The sequence below is a fragment of the Streptomyces sp. NRRL S-1813 genome (assembly GCF_000719605.1).
In the GTDB taxonomy this organism is placed as follows: Bacteria; Actinomycetota; Actinomycetes; order Streptomycetales; family Streptomycetaceae; genus Streptomyces; species Streptomyces decoyicus.
This window is the reverse complement of the sequence record NZ_JOHB01000003.1, coordinates 85,373-100,987: the sequence shown is the minus strand read 5'-3', so window position 1 is coordinate 100,987 and position 15,615 is coordinate 85,373. Positions and strand designations below refer to the sequence as shown.

At 71.0% G+C, this 15,615-nt stretch carries 14 protein-coding genes; 4 read left to right on the top strand and 10 right to left on the bottom strand.

The features are described 5' to 3' along the window. Positions 1-44: 44 nt before the first annotated feature. The 6 genes from IF67_RS0107580 to IF67_RS0107555 all read right to left on the bottom strand — a co-directional run bounded on the left by IF67_RS0107580 (position 45) and on the right by IF67_RS0107555 (position 6,754). On the bottom strand, positions 45-1,076 hold the full coding sequence (locus IF67_RS0107580; RefSeq protein ID WP_030983385.1) for an asparaginase: 1,032 nt from the start codon (positions 1,074-1,076) through the stop codon (positions 45-47). Next, positions 1,073-2,695, bottom strand: a complete 1,623-nt coding sequence (locus tag IF67_RS0107575) for an amino acid permease (protein WP_420708617.1) — start codon at positions 2,693-2,695, stop codon at positions 1,073-1,075. Before IF67_RS0107575 ends, IF67_RS0107580 begins: the two co-directional genes overlap by 4 nt. Further along, entirely contained in the window at positions 2,692-3,429 is a 738-nt protein-coding gene (locus IF67_RS0107570) for a FadR/GntR family transcriptional regulator (RefSeq protein WP_030983383.1), read from the bottom strand. The genes IF67_RS0107575 and IF67_RS0107570 overlap by 4 nt, the downstream gene beginning before the upstream one ends. Positions 3,430-3,524: 95 nt before the next feature. After that, positions 3,525-4,130 carry a GNAT family N-acetyltransferase gene (locus IF67_RS0107565; RefSeq protein ID WP_051817760.1) on the bottom strand — a complete coding sequence of 202 codons (606 nt, stop codon included), beginning with the start codon at positions 4,128-4,130 and terminating at the stop codon, positions 3,525-3,527. 140 nt (positions 4,131-4,270) lie between these two features. Then, on the bottom strand, positions 4,271-4,963 hold the full coding sequence (locus IF67_RS0107560; RefSeq protein ID WP_030983381.1) for a response regulator: 693 nt from the start codon (positions 4,961-4,963) through the stop codon (positions 4,271-4,273). Between the two features lie 114 nt (positions 4,964-5,077). Further along, positions 5,078-6,754: a sensor histidine kinase gene (locus tag IF67_RS0107555; protein ID WP_030983380.1), complete on the bottom strand. Its 1,677-nt coding sequence runs from the start codon at positions 6,752-6,754 to the stop codon at positions 5,078-5,080. A gap of 227 nt (positions 6,755-6,981) precedes the next feature. Here IF67_RS0107555 and IF67_RS0107550 point away from each other — a divergent pair, with 227 nt between their 5' ends. From IF67_RS0107550 to IF67_RS0107540, 3 genes are read left to right on the top strand one after another with little or no spacing between them, the layout of a single operon-like run. After that, entirely contained in the window at positions 6,982-7,797 is an 816-nt protein-coding gene (locus tag IF67_RS0107550; protein WP_030983379.1) for an ABC transporter ATP-binding protein, read from the top strand. Then, complete coding sequence (locus IF67_RS0107545) at positions 7,787-8,659, top strand: ABC transporter permease (RefSeq protein ID WP_030983378.1); 873 nt, start codon at positions 7,787-7,789, stop codon at positions 8,657-8,659. The genes IF67_RS0107550 and IF67_RS0107545 overlap by 11 nt, the downstream gene beginning before the upstream one ends. Before the next feature lie 60 nt (positions 8,660-8,719). After that, a complete protein-coding gene (locus tag IF67_RS0107540; protein ID WP_030983377.1) occupies positions 8,720-9,748 on the top strand; it encodes an ABC transporter substrate-binding protein in 1,029 nt (342 codons plus the stop codon). 39 nt (positions 9,749-9,787) lie between these two features. On the opposite strand, the gene IF67_RS0107535 is transcribed toward IF67_RS0107540, so the two are convergent. Beyond that, on the bottom strand, positions 9,788-9,994 hold the full coding sequence (locus IF67_RS0107535) for a hypothetical protein (protein WP_030983375.1): 207 nt from the start codon (positions 9,992-9,994) through the stop codon (positions 9,788-9,790). Positions 9,995-10,459: 465 nt separating this feature from the next. After that, positions 10,460-10,651, bottom strand: coding sequence for a DUF6381 family protein (locus tag IF67_RS0107525; RefSeq protein ID WP_030983374.1), 192 nt, complete (start codon positions 10,649-10,651; stop codon positions 10,460-10,462). A gap of 478 nt (positions 10,652-11,129) precedes the next feature. Here IF67_RS0107525 and IF67_RS0107520 point away from each other — a divergent pair, with 478 nt between their 5' ends. Beyond that, a complete protein-coding gene (locus IF67_RS0107520; RefSeq protein WP_234341009.1) occupies positions 11,130-12,131 on the top strand; it encodes a hypothetical protein in 1,002 nt (333 codons plus the stop codon). 211 nt (positions 12,132-12,342) lie between these two features. On the opposite strand, the gene IF67_RS0107515 is transcribed toward IF67_RS0107520, so the two are convergent. Both IF67_RS0107515 and IF67_RS0107510 read right to left on the bottom strand, forming a co-directional pair. Then, positions 12,343-12,840 (bottom strand): DUF6328 family protein, encoded by a 498-nt coding sequence (locus IF67_RS0107515; protein ID WP_030983370.1) that lies wholly within the window; start codon positions 12,838-12,840, stop codon positions 12,343-12,345. An 8-nt stretch (positions 12,841-12,848) separates the two neighbouring features. Then, positions 12,849-15,395, bottom strand: coding sequence for an ATP-dependent Clp protease ATP-binding subunit (locus IF67_RS0107510; protein ID WP_030983368.1), 2,547 nt, complete (start codon positions 15,393-15,395; stop codon positions 12,849-12,851). Between the last annotated feature and the right edge of the window lie 220 nt (positions 15,396-15,615).

The window sequence follows — 15,615 nt, the reverse complement described above, 5'->3', positions numbered from 1 at the left end:
TTGTGAGGTGGGGCAGGGGAGGGGACGACTGAGGTGACGGGGTGTCAGATGTCCTGTGGGGTCAGGGAATCCGTCGCGTGGAGCGTCCCGACCGGAGCGCCACCGCCGATGACGGGTGTGGTGGCGAAGGCGGCGAGGACGTCGGGGTCGACCCCGCAGTGCGCCAGGGCCGCCGCCGTCACCGGCATCCGGGCGCGGTCGGCGCCGTCGGCTATCTTCACGCCGACGGCCCGCCCGTCCGGCAGCGCCGCGACCTGCACCCCCTCGAAACCGTCCTTGGCGAGCAGCCCGGGCACCGCCCGTACCAGGCGGGCAACGTCCCGGCCGCTGCCGGAGACCATCTCCGGGTGCTCGCGCATGGCGTGCGCGACCCGGCCCTCGTCGGTGCCGGGGGCGGCCGTCGCCAGCCGGGCCGCGGCCCGGGTCAGACCGTGCAGGGAGACGGAGAACAGCGGGGCGCCGCAGCCGTCGACCGTGACCCGGGCGATGCCCTGGCCGGTGAGGTCCTCCACCGTCGCGGCGAGTTCCCGCTGCAACGGGTGCCCGGGGGCGAGGTAGTCGTCCAGGCGCCAGTCCCGGGTGCGGGCCGTCAGGAGCATGGCGGCGTGCTTGCCCGAGCAGTTCTGCGCGAGGCGGGTGGGCCCGAGGCCGCGGCGGATCCACGCGTCCCGTACGGCGGGGTCGTACGGCAGATCGGGGACGTTGCGCAGGTCGTCCTCGGTCAGTTGGCCGAGGGTCAGGATGTTCCGGGCGCCGGCCAGGTGCCGCTCCTCACCGGAGTGGCTGGCCGCGACCAGGGCCAGCGCCTCGTCGTCCAGCGGCGGCAGCCCCGCGCGCAGCAGACCGACCGCCTGGAGAGGCTTGAGCGCCGAGCGCGGGTAGAACGCGGCCTCGATGTCGCCCGCCTGGAACGCCACGCTCCCGTCGGCCGCCAGCACCACGACCGAGCCGTGGTGGACGCCCTCGACGAGCCCTCCGCGCACCACATGGGCGACGGGGACGTGGGCCGGTACGCGGAGCGCGGGCGGTTCGCCCGGAGTGCGGTGCGGCGGCAGGGTGGTGGTGCTCTGACTCATGATCCGTTCTCGGTGCTTTCGGTGCTGTTGCTGTCTTCGGTGCTGTTGCTGTCTTCGGTGCTGTTGGTGTCTTCGGAGTGCGGGGTGCTGCCGCTGCCCGTCGCGCGCTCGGCGACGTCGGGGGCCGGCTGCCCGCCGCTCTCGCGCGCCGCCGCGTCCCGGAGGGTGCCGACCCGGCCCCGTACCAGGAACCAGCCCCCGACCAGGGCCGCCACGATCGCGGGCAGCGACAGCACGGTCGTACGGCCGGCTCCGCCGTCGGCCCACATCAACACCAGGACGAGGGCGAGAAAGGCCAGCGTGACGCACTCGGTCCAGGGCGATCCGGGGAGCCGGTAGCCGGGGCGGACGAGCAGCCCGGCCCGCGTCTTCCGCCAGAAGAGCAGATGGCAGACCATGATCATTGCCCAGGTGCTGAGGATGCCGATCGCCGCGAAGTTCAGCACGATCTCGAACGCCTGGCTCGGGACGACGTAGTTGAGCCCCACGCCCAGTACGCACACTCCCGAGGTGAGCAGAATGCCGCCGTAGGGGACCTGGCTGCGGCTCATCACCCCGGTGAACCGCGGCGCGGAGCCGGACATCGCCATCGAGCGCAGAATGCGCCCGGTGGAGTAGAGGCCGGAGTTGAGGCTGGACATCGCGGCGGTGAGCACGACGAGGTTCATCACGCCGCCCGCGGCCGGTATCCCGACACGGGACAGCACGGTGACGAAGGGGCTCTCGGCGGCCGAGTACGAGTTCCAGGGCAGCAGCATCGCCAGCAGCACCACCGAGCCGACGTAGAACAGCGCCACCCGCCACATGATGGAGTTGATCGCCCTTGGCATGATCTTCTCCGGCTCCGCGGTCTCGCCGGCCGTGACACCGACCAGCTCGACCGAGGCGTAGGCGAACACCACACCCTGGATGACCAGCAGCATCGCCAGGGTCCCGGTCGGGAAGAGCCCGCCGTGGTCGGCGATCAGCGAGGGGCCGGGGGAGTGGCCGGCCACCGGGTGCTGGGTGACCAGCAGAAAGATGCCGATCAGCATGAAGACGACCAGCGCTCCGACCTTGACGATCGCGAACCAGAATTCCAGCTCGCCGAAGATCTTCACGGAGATGAGGTTCACGGTCAGCACGACCGCGAGCGCGATCAGCGCGATCACCCACTGCGGGATGTCGGAGAGCATGCCCCAGTAGTGTGTATAGGTCGCCACCGCCGTGATGTCCGCGATCCCGGTGGTCGCCCAGTTCAGGAAGTACATCCAGCCCGCGACGAACGCCCCCTTCTCGCCGAGGAATTCCCGCGCGTACGACACGAACGCACCCGAGGACGGCCGGTGCAGCACCAGCTCGCCCAGCGCGCGCACCACCAGGAACGCGAACAGACCGCAGACCGCGTACGCCACCGCCAGCGACGGCCCGGCGCCGGCGAGCCGGCCGCCCGCGCCCAGGAAGAGCCCGGTGCCGATGGCCCCGCCGATCGCGATCATGTTGACGTGCCGGGAGGTGAGGGACTTCTGGTACCCGGCGTCACCGGCGTCCACATGCCCGCCCGACGGCCGCTGTGCGGCGTCCTGTCCTGCTCCCTGTTGCTGCTGCCGTTCCGCCTGCCGGAGGGATTGCTCGCTCACGCGTGATCCTCGTCTTCCGTGGAGGGGGTCGTACGGTGTTGCGGCCGCACGATGGTGGTCAGCGTCGTCTCGACGCGTGCGAGGTGGTGCCGCATGGCGTCCACCGCGTCGTTCTCGGAGCTGTCGACGAGTGCCTCGACGATCGCCCGGTGTTCCCGGTTCGACTGCTCGCGCCGGCCGCCGAGCTCGTTGAGGAAGGCCGACTGGCGGGCCAGCGCATCGCGGATCTCCTCGATGACCCTGCGGAAGACCGGATTGCGCGCCGCCTGCGCGACGGCGAGATGGAAGAGGGAATCCATCGCCACCCATGCGGTGGTGTCGGTCTCCTGCTCCATTCGCTCCAGCAGATGGGTCAGCTGATCGAGGTCCTCCGGCGTACGGCGCACCGCCGCGTACCCGGCCACCGGGATCTCCACATGCCGGCGCACCTCGAGGAGGTCGCTCGCCGCGTAGTCGCCGAAGGTGGGGTCCGCCACCGCGCCGTCCGAGACGACGAAGGTGCCCTTGCCGGTACGCGAGACCGTCAGCCCCATTGTCTGGAGCGCGCGCAGTGCTTCCCGGAGCACGGGTCTGCTCACTTCCAGCCGCCGGCAGAGCTCCGCCTCGGAGGGGAGCTTGTCCCCGACCGCGTAGTCGCCCCGCTCGATGGCGCCGCGCAAGTGGTGCAGGACCGCTTCCATCGCGCTGATCCGCCGGGGCACATCGCCAGCTGTCTGGCTGTCTGACAGGTTCACCCGTGGATCGTCAGTTCCCGCGGGGGGAACTGTCAAGAGGTGGGGCGCGGGGGATTCCCGGTGGGCCGGCCCCGTGTCCCTTCGTGACGACGCCGCTACTGCGGGTGCGGCGCCTGCTGCTCCGGCTGCCCGGTTCCGCGGAAGTCCAGCATGTAGAAGACCTTGTCGTAGCGGCGGCCGCCCATGGCGACGAAGTCGGGGAGGCGGCCGTATTCGCTGAAGCCGAGCGACCGGTAGAGGTCCAGTGCCCGGGTGTTGTCGGCCCGTGCGTCCAGGGTGAGGACCTCGATCCCCGCATCCCGGGCGTCCTCGACCAGAGCGCTGGTCAACGACCGGCCGATGCCTTGGCCATGAGCCTCGGGCGCCACCGCGAGCTTCTCCAGATCCGCGTGCTGCCGGTTGGTCGGACGGGCATAGCGCAGCCAGTACCCCAGCCCGACCAGCCGGCCGCCCGCATACGCCGCACGCAGCGCCCCGTCCCCGGACCGTGCGGCGCGCAGCACGCGGTCGACGAGCTCCGCCACCTCGTCCACGGGGGGCGGGTCGACCCAGCCGAGCGGCGCACCGCCGCGGACCAGGTCCGCCAGGATCCGGTGCGCCGACGCGGCGAAGCCGGCCGCCGACTCCGGATCGGCAGTCAGTCGTATCGCGTCGAGGATGACGGGCCCGGGGCCCGTCCCACTGGTTGTCACTGCATTCATGATCGGCAGCCTAGGCGGGTCCGCACGGTCCCGTCCGGCTCGTGCTCCTGGCGGACTCGGCCTCGCGGATTCTGCGGATTGCGCGGATTCCGCGGGGACTGCCGGGCGGCCGGCCGTACGGACCGTCGTGACCGGGCCGGTCAGTGTGCGTCCGCCCATCGGTAGCGGTGCTCGGGGCGTCCGGTGTCCCCGTATTTGAGGGTCAGGGTGATGTGGCCGCCGCGTTCGAGGTGTTTGAGGTAGCGCTGGGCCGTGGAGCGGCTGACACCGGCGCGTTCGGCGACCTCGTGGGCGGACAGTGGGTGTCCGGCCGCGCCCAGGACCCGGCGGATCAGATCGACGGTCGCCGCCGAGTGGCCCTTGGGGAGCTCCGTGTGCGGGGAGTCGGTGGTCCTGAAGGCGCCGAAGATGCGGTCCACCTGCTCCTGGCCGGCCTCGCCGCGGCCGCCGACCCCCTCCACGGTCCGGCGCAGCGTCGCGTAGCCGTCGAGCTTGGCGCGCAGTCCGGAGAAGCCGAACGGCTTGACGAGATATTGCAGCGCACCGCAGCGCATCGCGTCCTGGACCGTGGCGACATCGCGGGCCGCGGTCACCATGATCACGTCGGCGCGGTGGCCGAGCTGCCGCAGCCGCCGCACCAGCGCCAGGCCGGTTTCATCGGGCAGATAGTGGTCGAGCAGCACCAGATCGACATGGGTGCGCTCCAGGGTGGCCAGGGCCTGGGCGGCGGTGTGGGCGCGGCCGGTGATCCGGAAGCCGGGTACCTGGGACACATACGCGGCATTGATCTCGGCGACGTGGAAGTCGTCGTCCACGACCAGCACATCGATCATCGTGGCGCTCCGCCGGCCAGGGGTCTTCGCCCCTGCGGCGCCGCGCGCCCGTGGCGCCGCGGCCGTCGTCGCATTCCTGTCACCGTGGTCTCCCCTTCACCAGTGTTTCCTCCTTCACCGTGGCTCTCCTGCCGCCGTGAGCCGGCGCTCCGGGGAGTCGTCCTGCCGGGCGAGCGCCTCGGGGAGGACGACGGTGAAGACCGCGCCGCCGCCCGCGCGGGCGGTCACCCGGGCCATCCCGCCGTAGCGCTCGGCGAGCCGGCGCACCAGCGCGAGGCCGATGCCGCGGCCGCGGTGGAAGGCCGCCGGGTGCGCGGACGACGGGGCCCCGGCGGCGGGCGGGGCGGCCTTGGAGGACCAGCCCTCGGCGAAGATCCGCTCCCGCAGCCGCGGCGGCACCCCCGGCCCCGTGTCCGAGACCCGCAATACGGCCGTGGTGCGCTCGGCCCGCAGCTCCACCTCGACGAACGGCTCGTCGCAGCGGCGCTCCGCGGTGGCGTCCAGCGCGTTGTCGATGAGATTGCCCAGCACGGTCACCAGATCGCGCGGATCGACCACCGCATCGGGCAGCAGCGTCGCGGACGACACCCGCAGCGACACCCCGCGCTCGGCCGCGACGGCCGCCTTGCCGACGAGCAGCGCCGACAGCAGCGGATCGTGCACCCGCTCCGCGATCTGCTCCGCGGACGTCCGCTGCGCACTGGCCACTTCGCTGACGAACTCCACCGCCTTTTCGTGCCGGCCGAGTTCCAGCAGCCCGCGCACGGTGTGCAGTTGATTGGCATGCTCGTGGTCCTGGGCCCGCAGGGCGTCCAGCAGCCCCTGTGTGCTGTCCAGTTCACGGCCGAGCAGCTCCAGCTCGGTGCGGTCCCGCAGGGTCACCACCGCCCCGCCGTCCTGGGTCGGCATACGGTTGGCGACCAGCACCCGCCCGCCGCTGACGGCCAGCAGATCCGCGCCGTCCACCCGCCCGGCCAGCACATCCGTCGTCCGGCCCGGCGGCAGCACCTCGTCCAACGCCCGGCCGGCCGCCCGCGCGTCCAGGCCCAGCAACCGCGCGGCCTCGTCATTGACCAGCCGGATGCGGCCGCGCCGGTCGAAGGCGACGACGCCCTCACGGATGCCGTGCAGCATCGCCTCCCGCTCGTCGAGCAGCGCGGAGATATCGGCGAACGCCACACCGTGCGTACGGCGCCGCAGTCTCCGGGAGAGCGCGACCGCGGCCAGCACACCGACGGCCAGTGCGGCGCCCGCGTAGCGCAGCAGTCCGGGAATGGTGCCGAACAGCCGCCCGCGGACGCTCTCGTAGGCGATACCGACGGACACCGCGCCGACGATCCGGCCGTGGCCATCGCGCAGCGGCACCTTGGCGCGGGCCGACCGCCCCAGTGTGCCGGTGTCGATCTGGCGCACCTGCCGCCCGGCGAGGGTCCGGCTCGGATCGGTGGAGACATGCCGCCCGATCTCGTCGGTGTGGGTGTGGGACCAGCGCACTCCGCGGGTGTCCATCACGACGATGTACAGCGCCCCGGTCGCGGTACGGATCCGCTCCGCGTCGGCCTGCACCGGCCCGTGCACCGTCGGCCCGGTGGCGACCAGCTCCCGGGCGAGGTCCGGGTCGGCGGCGGTGGTCTGGGCGATGGACAGTGCCCGGCGCATCGCCTGGTCGTCCAGCTCGGAGCTGAGCGGGGCGAGGAACAGGCTGGTGGCGAGCACCATGACCCCGGTGGTGAGGGCCACTTGCGCGGTCAGCACCTGCGCAAAGACCCGTCGGGGCCAGCGGATCCGCATCGGGTCTCCCTTGTCTCCGGCCCTCCGCCCTTTGCGGAACCGAATCTTCCATTTTCATCTCGTGGTGCCCGCACCGTAAGCCGTGTGTGAGCGCGCGCACACCCCCTGGTGAGGACTTAGCCGTTCTAGCGTGAGCAGAACGAGCACAACAGGGTTTGCGCGCAGAAAGGTCGCTTGCGCCCACAAGGCTGCCGCTGTGGCCCGGATCACTCCTAACCTCCCGAGCCATGAACAGCCACACGAGCCCCGCTATCGAACTGCGGGGTACGAGCAAGGCATTCCGGACTCCCTCGGGGGCGCTGCACACCGCCGTCCGGGATCTGGATCTGGTCGTCGAACGCGGTGAGTTCGTCGCGGTCGTCGGCCCCACCGGGTGCGGTAAGTCCACCACGCTGACGCTGGTCAGCGGGCTGGAAGAGCCCACGGAAGGCGAGGTGCTGGTCGCCGGTGAGCCGGTCCGCGGCATCGGCGACAAGATCGGGTTCGTCTTCCAGCAGGACGCGGTCTTCCCGTGGCGCACCGTGCTGTCGAATGTGATGGCCGGGCCCCGGTTCCGCGGCGTACCGAAGGCCGAGGCCCGGCAGCGGGCGCGGGAGTGGCTCGCCCGGGTCGGGCTCACGGCCTTCGAGGACCGCTATCCGCACCAGCTCTCGGGCGGGCAGCGCAAACGTGTCGCGCTCGCCGCGACCTTCGTCAACGACCCCGAACTCCTCCTCATGGACGAGCCGTTCTCCGCCCTCGATGTGCAGACCCGGGCGCTGATGTCGGACGAGCTGCTGGAGCTGTGGTCGGGGACCGGCGCCTCCGTCGTCTTCGTCACCCACGACCTGGAGGAATCCATCGCCCTCGCCGACAAGGTCGTGGTCATGACCGCAGGACCGGCCACCGTCAAGGAGGTCTTCGAGATCGATCTGCCGCGTCCCCGCAAGGTCGAGACCGTCCGGCTGGAGCCCCGGTTCATCGAGATCTACCGGGAGATCTGGTCCTCGCTCGGCGAAGAGGTCCGGATCACCCGCGAGAGGGGTGCCGCGGATGCCGCCTGAGACCGTCACCGTGGCCAAGTCCCCGGCCGGAACGGGCCGTACGGACCGTTCGCAGGCCAGGGCGCGCGCCGCGCGTCACCACAAACTCCTGGTCCACGGCACCAGGGTGCTGCTGCTCGTCGGGCTGATCGGTCTGTGGGAGGGGCTGGCCCGCGCCGCCGTCATCGATCCGTTCAACTTCTCCATGCCCTCCAGGATCTGGGACCAGATGAGCCAGTGGGCGCTGCACGGCACCCCGCAGGGCTCGCTGTGGGAGCAGATCTGGTACACGCTCTACGAAGCGCTGCTCGGCTGGATCATCGGCGTCATCGGCGGTGTGGTGCTGGGGATCGCGCTCGGCCGGATCCGCTTCCTGGCCGATGTGCTCGGCCCGTACATCAAGGTGCTCAACGCGCTGCCGCGGATCGTCCTGGCCCCCATCTTCCTCATCTGGTTCGGCCTCGGACCGGCCTCCAAGGTCGCCTCCGCCGTCGTCCTCGTCTTCTTCCCGGTCTTCTTCAACGCCTTCCAGGGCGCCCGGGAGGTCGACCGCGACCTGGTCGCCAACTCCCGCATCCTCGGCGCGAGCAACCGCCAGGTCACCTTGCAGGTGGTGATCCCCTCCGCCACCTCATGGATCTTCACCAGCCTGCACGTCAGCTTCGGCTTCGCGCTGATCGGCGCGATCGTCGGCGAGTACATCGGGGCGACCAAGGGCCTCGGCCTGCTGGTCTCGGCGTCCCAGGGCACCTTCAACGCGGCCGGTGTGTACGCCGCCATGGTGATCCTCGCCGTCGTCGCCCTGCTCGCCGAAGGGCTGCTGGCGTTCCTCGAACGGCGGCTCTTCCGCTGGAAGCCGGCCGATGCCGCCGACGGCCGCTGAACCGCTGAACCCCGGCCCCTCCAGACCGCTTTCCTCTTTCCCTCTCACAAGGACGTGACCATGCGTACCCCGCTGAAGCTCTCGGCCGCCGTGGCCGCCGCCGCCCTCGCCCTGACCACCCTCACCGCCTGCGGCGGCTCCTCGGCCGCCGGCCCCGACGACAAGAACGGCAAGATCAAGATCATGGTGGGCGGCCTCGACAAGGTCATCTATCTGCCCGCGAGACTCACCCAGCAGCTGGGCTATTTCGAGGACGAAGGCGTCCACGTCACGCTGCTGACCGAACCGGCCGGTGTGCAGGCCACCACCTCGCTGGTCTCCGGCGACGTCCAGGGCGTCGTCGGCTTCTACGACCACACCCTCGATCTCCAGGTCAAGGGCAAGCAGGTGGAATCGGTGGTGCAGCTCGCGCACGCCCCCGGTGAGGTCGAAGTCGTTTCCCACAAGGCGGCAGGCGACCTCACCTCGGCCAAGGACTTCAAGGGCAAGAAGCTCGGCGTCACCGGCCTCGGCTCGTCCACCGACTTCCTGACCAAATACCTCGCGGTCAAGAACGGCGTGCAGACGAACGAGTTCACCCCGGTGGCGGTCGGCGCCGGACAGACCTTCATCTCGGCCCTCCAACAGGGCTCGATCCAGGGCGGGATGACGACGGACCCGACGGTCGCGCAGATCCTGGACAAGAAGCTCGGCACGGTCCTCATCGACATGCGCACCCCCGAGGGCTCGCAGAAGGCGCTCGGCGGCCCGTACCCGTCCTCCAGCCTCTACATGAACACCGACTGGGTGAACAGCCACAAGGACACCGTGCGGAAGCTGGCCCGCGCCCTGGTGAAGACCCTCAAGTGGATGTCCACGCACACCCCCGAGCAGATCGCCGCGAAGATGCCGTCCGACTACGCCCAGGGCGGCAAGGAACTGTACGCCCAGGCCATCAAGGACACCCTGCCCATGTTCACCGAGGACGGTGTGATGCCGGCCGACGGCCCCGCAACCGTCGAACGCGTCCTGAAGGCCTTCAACCCCAACCTCAAGAACGCCACGGTGGACCTGAAGAAGACCTACACCACCGAATTCGTCAAGAAATAGGGTGGACCGGAGAACCGGCGGACGGCACCGCAGCGCGGCTCATACGAAGTTGACCCCCGCCCGGCCCGGCAACGGATCGTCCACCAGCTGCCACAGCGGTACGGCGTAGTTGCCGAAGCCGTAGCGGCAGCCGAAGTGCAGGCCCAGCACACGGTGGTCGGTGAGGCCGATGACGGGTGAGCCGCTGTTGCCGCCCAGCGTGGAACAGCCGTGTGTGCTGACGCTCCGGTCGACGGCATACCGCACCTACCCGGCACCGTCGCGCCCCTCCCGTCGCTCAGCTGCGCCGAAGCGGGAACGACGGCCCGGACGCCGTACCGGCCACTGCCCCACCGGCCCGTGGGGAATCTGATGGGATCATGCGATATCCGCTTCCCGGTGGCGCTGACCGCCGCCCGGTGCCCACCCCGAAGCCACTCGACCAGCCGCGCGCACCGGCGGCGCCCCGTCCGCGGCGGGACCGTTCAGGCGGTTGGGCGCATCGGCGTGTTCACACGCCGACGGGCTGGATATGCCGCCCGCCCAGAGCCCGAATCTGTATCTGGCCGGCCGGCCCGCCGACGCATTTCTGGAGCAGCGGCCGTTCACGGTGTGAGGGACGGGCGCGGCGGCCGCGCACGCCGTGGCGCACAGAGACGGGACGCGGCGCCGGGCGCGCGTCCCGTCCACGGATCACCCCATTCTTCCGCTGCCGGGCGAGAACGTGGGGCCCTACTCGGCGGGGTAAATGTCTCCGCTGGCCATACCGCTTTCCTGCTCGCTCTGGGACGCGAGCCTGCGGGCCTTCTCCTGGAGCCGCTTGCGCTCCTCCGGGTCGCCGGACCGTTCCGCGGCCGCCTGCAATTCCTGGGCCTTGTCGCGCATCTGCTGGATTCGTCCGCGTGATTCTCCTGTGGCGTTCATGATCTGTCCTCGAAACGCTGTAGAGGGAGCTGCACCTACCAGGCAATCAGGCTCGGCGGCTCTCGGCACGTCGAAGAGTCACGTTCCGCGAGGGCACATATCCGGCTGTAATCAGTGGGGGCGGAGAGGTGCCGGGACAGGTGCCGCGACGCCCGATTCCGGGGATCGCGGAACGGTCCCGAACCGACCGGACCGAGCCGGCCGGGTCCCTCGGTCCGGGGCCGCCGATGCGCGACCGCCGACCGCGGCGCGCCCGGCCGTACCGGCGTGTCTCCACCGGATGGCCTTCCTGAATGGCGAGGGCACACAGAAGGGACGTTGGCTGAACCACAGCACTCTCAACGTCCGCCGAGTGTCAGCGCTTCTGGTGTTTGACGCTCCCCTCGTTCAGTGGAGTCCCTCCATGACATCCGAACCAGCTCTTTGTGGGGGCGACGCCGGACTGTCCTCGACAGAACCCGGCGAGCACTTTCCGCCCATGACCCATGAGAAAAACTCGGCCCACACCCTTTTGTGGGAGGCAGTCACCAATCGGCCCTTGGAGGAAGTCGCCGCCCTGGTGGAACTGCTCAAGCGCAGCGGCGACGTTCCCAACCCGGGCGATGAAGCCCTTCGCATGGCAGTGGTCGCCCGTCCGGTGAGCGAGGTCGCCGCGCTCTTCGACATGCTGCGGGCCACCCCGCACACCGCGGAATCGAGCTATGAGGCGCTGCGCGCGGTGGCCGTCGACAGATCCGTCGAGGAGGTGGCGCAGCTGATCGAGCTGTTCGACCGGACGAAGGCCGGCGCCGCCGGTGTCCACGCCATGGCCGATCACTTCCCGGCCGGCCCCGGGGACCCCTTCGAACCAGAACCCCAGCCCACCGCGTCCATGCATGTGCTCGACCCCGATGTGCGCCCCCTGGGCGCCAACGGGCAGCCGCTGAACACCGCGCACCGCGAGTCCGCCATGGGCCAGCCGCCCCAGCGCGCGCCCTGGGCCCAGCCGCCTGCCCGCACCATGCCGCAGGGCAGCCCGCCGTGGGCCTCCTCGGGGGCCTCCTCGGGCGACGAGGGCCGGCCGCCGGGCTACGCCGTCTCCGGTGTGCTGAGGTCCGTCCTGCGCTGGCCCGCGGCCGTGGCCCTGGCGCTGTGCGGTCTGAGCCATCTGCCCGTGAACTCGTCGCATCTCCAGGGCGCCCAGACGACCGCCGGGCTCTCGATGGCCATCGCCATCGTCTACCTGCTGCTGGCCGGCTGGCTGGCGATGCGCGACACCGCCCTGGTCTGGACGGTGAGCGCCGCCGCGGCGATGATCATCATCGCCCTGCACGCGCTGTCCCGGGCCGGCGTCTTCGCGCCCATGGGCAGCGGCCTGGGAGAAACGGGCATGTGGCCCGAGCTGATGGCCGTGGGACTGGCGATCGTCAGCGCCGGGCTCGCGGGCGCGGCGCTGCTCTACCGCCCGCGCCGGATGGGTCCGGCCGCCGCGCGCGCCTAGCCGGCGACGGCGCAACGGCCGCCAAGGGCGCGGGCCGAGACCCAGATCAGGGTCTCGGCCCGCGCCCTTGGCGGCCGTTGACGCACGGGGCGGCGGGGCGCATCGGGCGGCGGGGCGCCGGCACCACAGGGGCACGAGAGGTCCGGGCACCGGACGCGCCCGTGGTGTGCCCCGCTCCCAGCGCTCGCACCGCCCGGTCTGCTCGCTCCGCTCAGTCCCTGGCCGAATACCGGTGCAGAATCCAGGCGGGCAGCACGAACCAGCAGACCACGAACCAGACGACCATCCCTGTGACAACCCAGGGAACGGCGGCATTGTGCAGGGCGATGCGCAGGATCAGCAGCAGCGCGGAGGCGACCGTCCCCAGCAGGAGGACGATGCCGAGCAGGGCCAGGCGTGAGGCCCACATCACCGTCTCGGGCTTCAACCGGTGGCCGGTGACCAGCCGGTGAAAGGTCACCGTGCCGATCAGCGCGCCGGTCGTGGCCGCCCCCAGCAGGACCGTCACCACGTAGATGGCCTTGTCGGTGGGCTCCAGCGTGGTGAAGCGCGGGGTGAAGGCGACGGTGAGCAGAAACGCGAAGAGGATCTGCACCCCGGTCTGGATCACCCGCACCTCTTGCAGCAGTTCGTTCCACCGCCGGTCGGCCCGCTCTTCCGGCGACTCGTCGCGCCCCTCGGACGTGTCACGAGGGCCCAGCGCCGCCACCCCGGCTCCTACCGTTTCTCGTCGATGCGGAACGCCAGCTCGTCGTCCTTCACCTCGACCCGCACCTCGCCCCCGGCCGTCAGCGCACCGTCCAGCAGCAGCCGCGAGAGCGCATTGTCGACCTCGCGCTGGATGGTGCGCCGCAGCGGCCGGGCCCCGTATTCGGGCTGATGGCCGCGGTGGGTGAGCCAGTCCACGGCGCCGGGCGTGAACTCGACGGAGATGTCCTGGGCGCGCAGCCTGCGGGTGGTCCCGTCGAGCAGCAGGGTGGTGATCTGCCGCAACTGGTCGTCGGTCAGCCGGCGGAAGACGATGATCTCGTCGAGCCGGTTGAGGAACTCCGGGCGGAAGTGTTCGCGCAAGGAGCCGAGCGCCCGTTCCCGCGCGCCGTCGCCCCCGTCGGCCCCCGTGCTGTCCGGGCCGAAGCCGAGCACTCCGCGGCCGCCGCTGAGCGCCTCGGAGCCGAGGTTGCTCGTCATCACGACGACGGTGTTCTTGAAGTCGACCCGACGACCCTGGGAGTCGGTCAGATGCCCGTCGTCGAGGACCTGGAGCAGGATGTTGAAGACATCGGGGTGAGCCTTTTCCACCTCGTCGAGCAGCAGCAGCGCATACGGGTGGTGGCGCACCGCCTCGGTGAGCTGTCCCGCGTCCTCATGACCGACGTATCCCGGGGGAGCACCGACCAGCCGGCTGACCGTGTGCCGCTCCTGATACTCGCTCATGTCCAGCCGCACCATGCGGTCCTCGGTGCCGAACAGCGCCTCGGCGAGCGCGCGGGCCAGCTCGGTCTTGCCCACACCCGTCGGGCCGAGGAAGAGGAAGCTGCCGATCGGGCGGTCGGGGTCGGCAAGTCCGGCCCGCGACCGCAGGATCGCCTCGGAGACGGCCGTGACCGCGTCGTCCTGGCCGATCACCCGGGTGTGCAGCCGCTCCTCCAGCCCGAGCAGCAGCTCCTTCTCCTCCTGGGTCAGACTGCTCACGGGCACACCGGTCTGCCGCGACACGATCTCGGCGATGTCCTCCGCGGTGACCTGCACGATCCGGCCGTCGCTCAGCGGCTCGCCCCGGCCGGCCTCGATCCGCGCGGCGAGTGCGGCGATCCGGTCACGCAGCTCGGTGGCCCGCTCGTACTGCTCGGCGGCGACCGCCTGGTCCTTGTCCCGCACCAGCTGCTCCCGCTCGCGTTCCAGGTCGCGTACGTCGGTGGCCTTGGCGCCGGAACGGAGCCTGACCCGTGCGCCCGCCTGGTCGAGCAGGTCGATCGCCTTGTCGGGAAGGAAGCGGTGGGCGATATAGCGGTCCGAGAGCTCGACCGCCGCGAGCAGCGCCTCGTTCGTGTAGCGCACCTGGTGATGGGCTTCGTAGCGGTCCTGTAGCCCGCGCAGAATCTCCACCGTGTCGGAGACATCGGGCTCGGGCACGAGAATGGGCTGGAAGCGGCGGGCCAGCGCGGCGTCCTTCTCGATGTTCCGCCGGTACTCCTCCAGGGTGGTGGCGCCGATGACATGCATCTCGCCGCGTGCCAGGGCGGGCTTGAGCATATTGCTCGCCTCAAGCGACCCGCCGTCTCCGCTGCCCCCGCCGGCACCGACGACCGTGTGCAGTTCGTCGATGAACACGATCAGCGACTCGGGGTGCGCGCGGACCTCCTCGATGATGCCGTTCAGCCGCTCCTCGAAGTCACCGCGGTAGCGGGTGCCGGCGACGACCGCCGTCAGATCCAGGGCGACGACACGCCGTCCCGCCAGGTTCTCGGGGATGTCCCCGTCGGCGAGGCGCTGCGCCAGGCCCTCGACGATCGCGGTCTTGCCCACCCCCGCGTCACCGACCAGCACCGGGTTGTTCTTGCCCCGGCGCGAGAGCACCTCGATGGTCTGCTCGATCTGCTCCTCGCGGCCGATGACCGGATCGATCCGGCCCGCCCGCGCCAGGTCGGTCAGATCACGGCTGTACTTGTCCAGGGTCGGCGTGTCGTGCTTCGGCGGGGCGCCGTGCTCGGGCCCCGCGTGCTGGCCTCCGAGGCTGCCCTGCGGTGCGGCCTGCGGATCGAAGTGGGCGAGGTTCAGGATGCGCCCCGCTGCCGAGTCCATGTTGGCCGCCAGCGCGTCCAGCACATGCTCCGGGCCGATGTACGAGGCCCCGTTGTCCCGCGCCAGATCGTGCGCGCCCAGCAGGGCCCGCTTGACCGCGGGGGTCACGGCGACGCTGGCCTGCTTCGGCCCCGAACCCGCGCCGCGGTCGATCTCGGCCGCCAGCGTGTCGGGATCCGCCCCCGCCTGTTGCAGCATGCGGCGGGTCGGTTCGGCGGCGAGGGCGGCCCGCAGGAGGTGCTCGGTACCGAGTTCCGGACTGCCGTGCTCGGCGGCGTAGGCGGCTGCGGAGGTCACCAGATCCCGGGCGGGCCCGCTCATCATGCGGGCGATGTCCGCCTGCCGGGGCGCGGGCTGCCCCGGCTCGCCGCTCGCGGACTGCGCGGCACCGAAGAAGCGCGCGAGGAAGTCACCGAACGAGTCCGGGCCGTAACCCTCCGGACCCATGAATCCGTTGCCCATGTGTGTCCGTTCCGCTGTCACGGCGGTACCGCGACATGCTGCCTTGTCGGGTTCCTTGTGCTGTGGCTACGTGCTCCTGCCGGCGGGTGCCCGCGAGAGGCGACGCCACACGTCGTACACGGCTTCACTGCTTCAGGATCAGGTCCCGCAACCCCATCCGCACCCGGGCAGGCCGGAGCCCGGCAACCCCGCGGCCGGGCCCGTGCCGGAACGCCCCGGC

What these genes read in the sequence shown, in the direction of transcription:
- IF67_RS0107545 (WP_030983378.1), top strand. Translation starts at nt 7,787, where the DNA reads ATGCCGCCTGAGACCGTCACCGTGGCCAAGTCCCCGGCCGGAACGGGC.
- IF67_RS0107525 (WP_030983374.1), bottom strand. Translation starts at nt 10,651, where the DNA reads ATGAACGCCACAGGAGAATCACGCGGACGAATCCAGCAGATGCGCGAC.
- IF67_RS0107550 (WP_030983379.1), top strand. Translation starts at nt 6,982, where the DNA reads ATGAACAGCCACACGAGCCCCGCTATCGAACTGCGGGGTACGAGCAAG.
- IF67_RS0107560 (WP_030983381.1), bottom strand. Translation starts at nt 4,963, where the DNA reads ATGATCGATGTGCTGGTCGTGGACGACGACTTCCACGTCGCCGAGATC.
- IF67_RS0107565 (WP_051817760.1), bottom strand. Translation starts at nt 4,130, where the DNA reads ATGAATGCAGTGACAACCAGTGGGACGGGCCCCGGGCCCGTCATCCTC.
- IF67_RS0107555 (WP_030983380.1), bottom strand. Translation starts at nt 6,754, where the DNA reads ATGCGGATCCGCTGGCCCCGACGGGTCTTTGCGCAGGTGCTGACCGCG.
- IF67_RS0107520 (WP_234341009.1), top strand. Translation starts at nt 11,130, where the DNA reads ATGACCCATGAGAAAAACTCGGCCCACACCCTTTTGTGGGAGGCAGTC.
- IF67_RS0107580 (WP_030983385.1), bottom strand. Translation starts at nt 1,076, where the DNA reads ATGAGTCAGAGCACCACCACCCTGCCGCCGCACCGCACTCCGGGCGAA.
- IF67_RS0107510 (WP_030983368.1), bottom strand. Translation starts at nt 15,395, where the DNA reads ATGGGCAACGGATTCATGGGTCCGGAGGGTTACGGCCCGGACTCGTTC.
- IF67_RS0107540 (WP_030983377.1), top strand. Translation starts at nt 8,720, where the DNA reads ATGCGTACCCCGCTGAAGCTCTCGGCCGCCGTGGCCGCCGCCGCCCTC.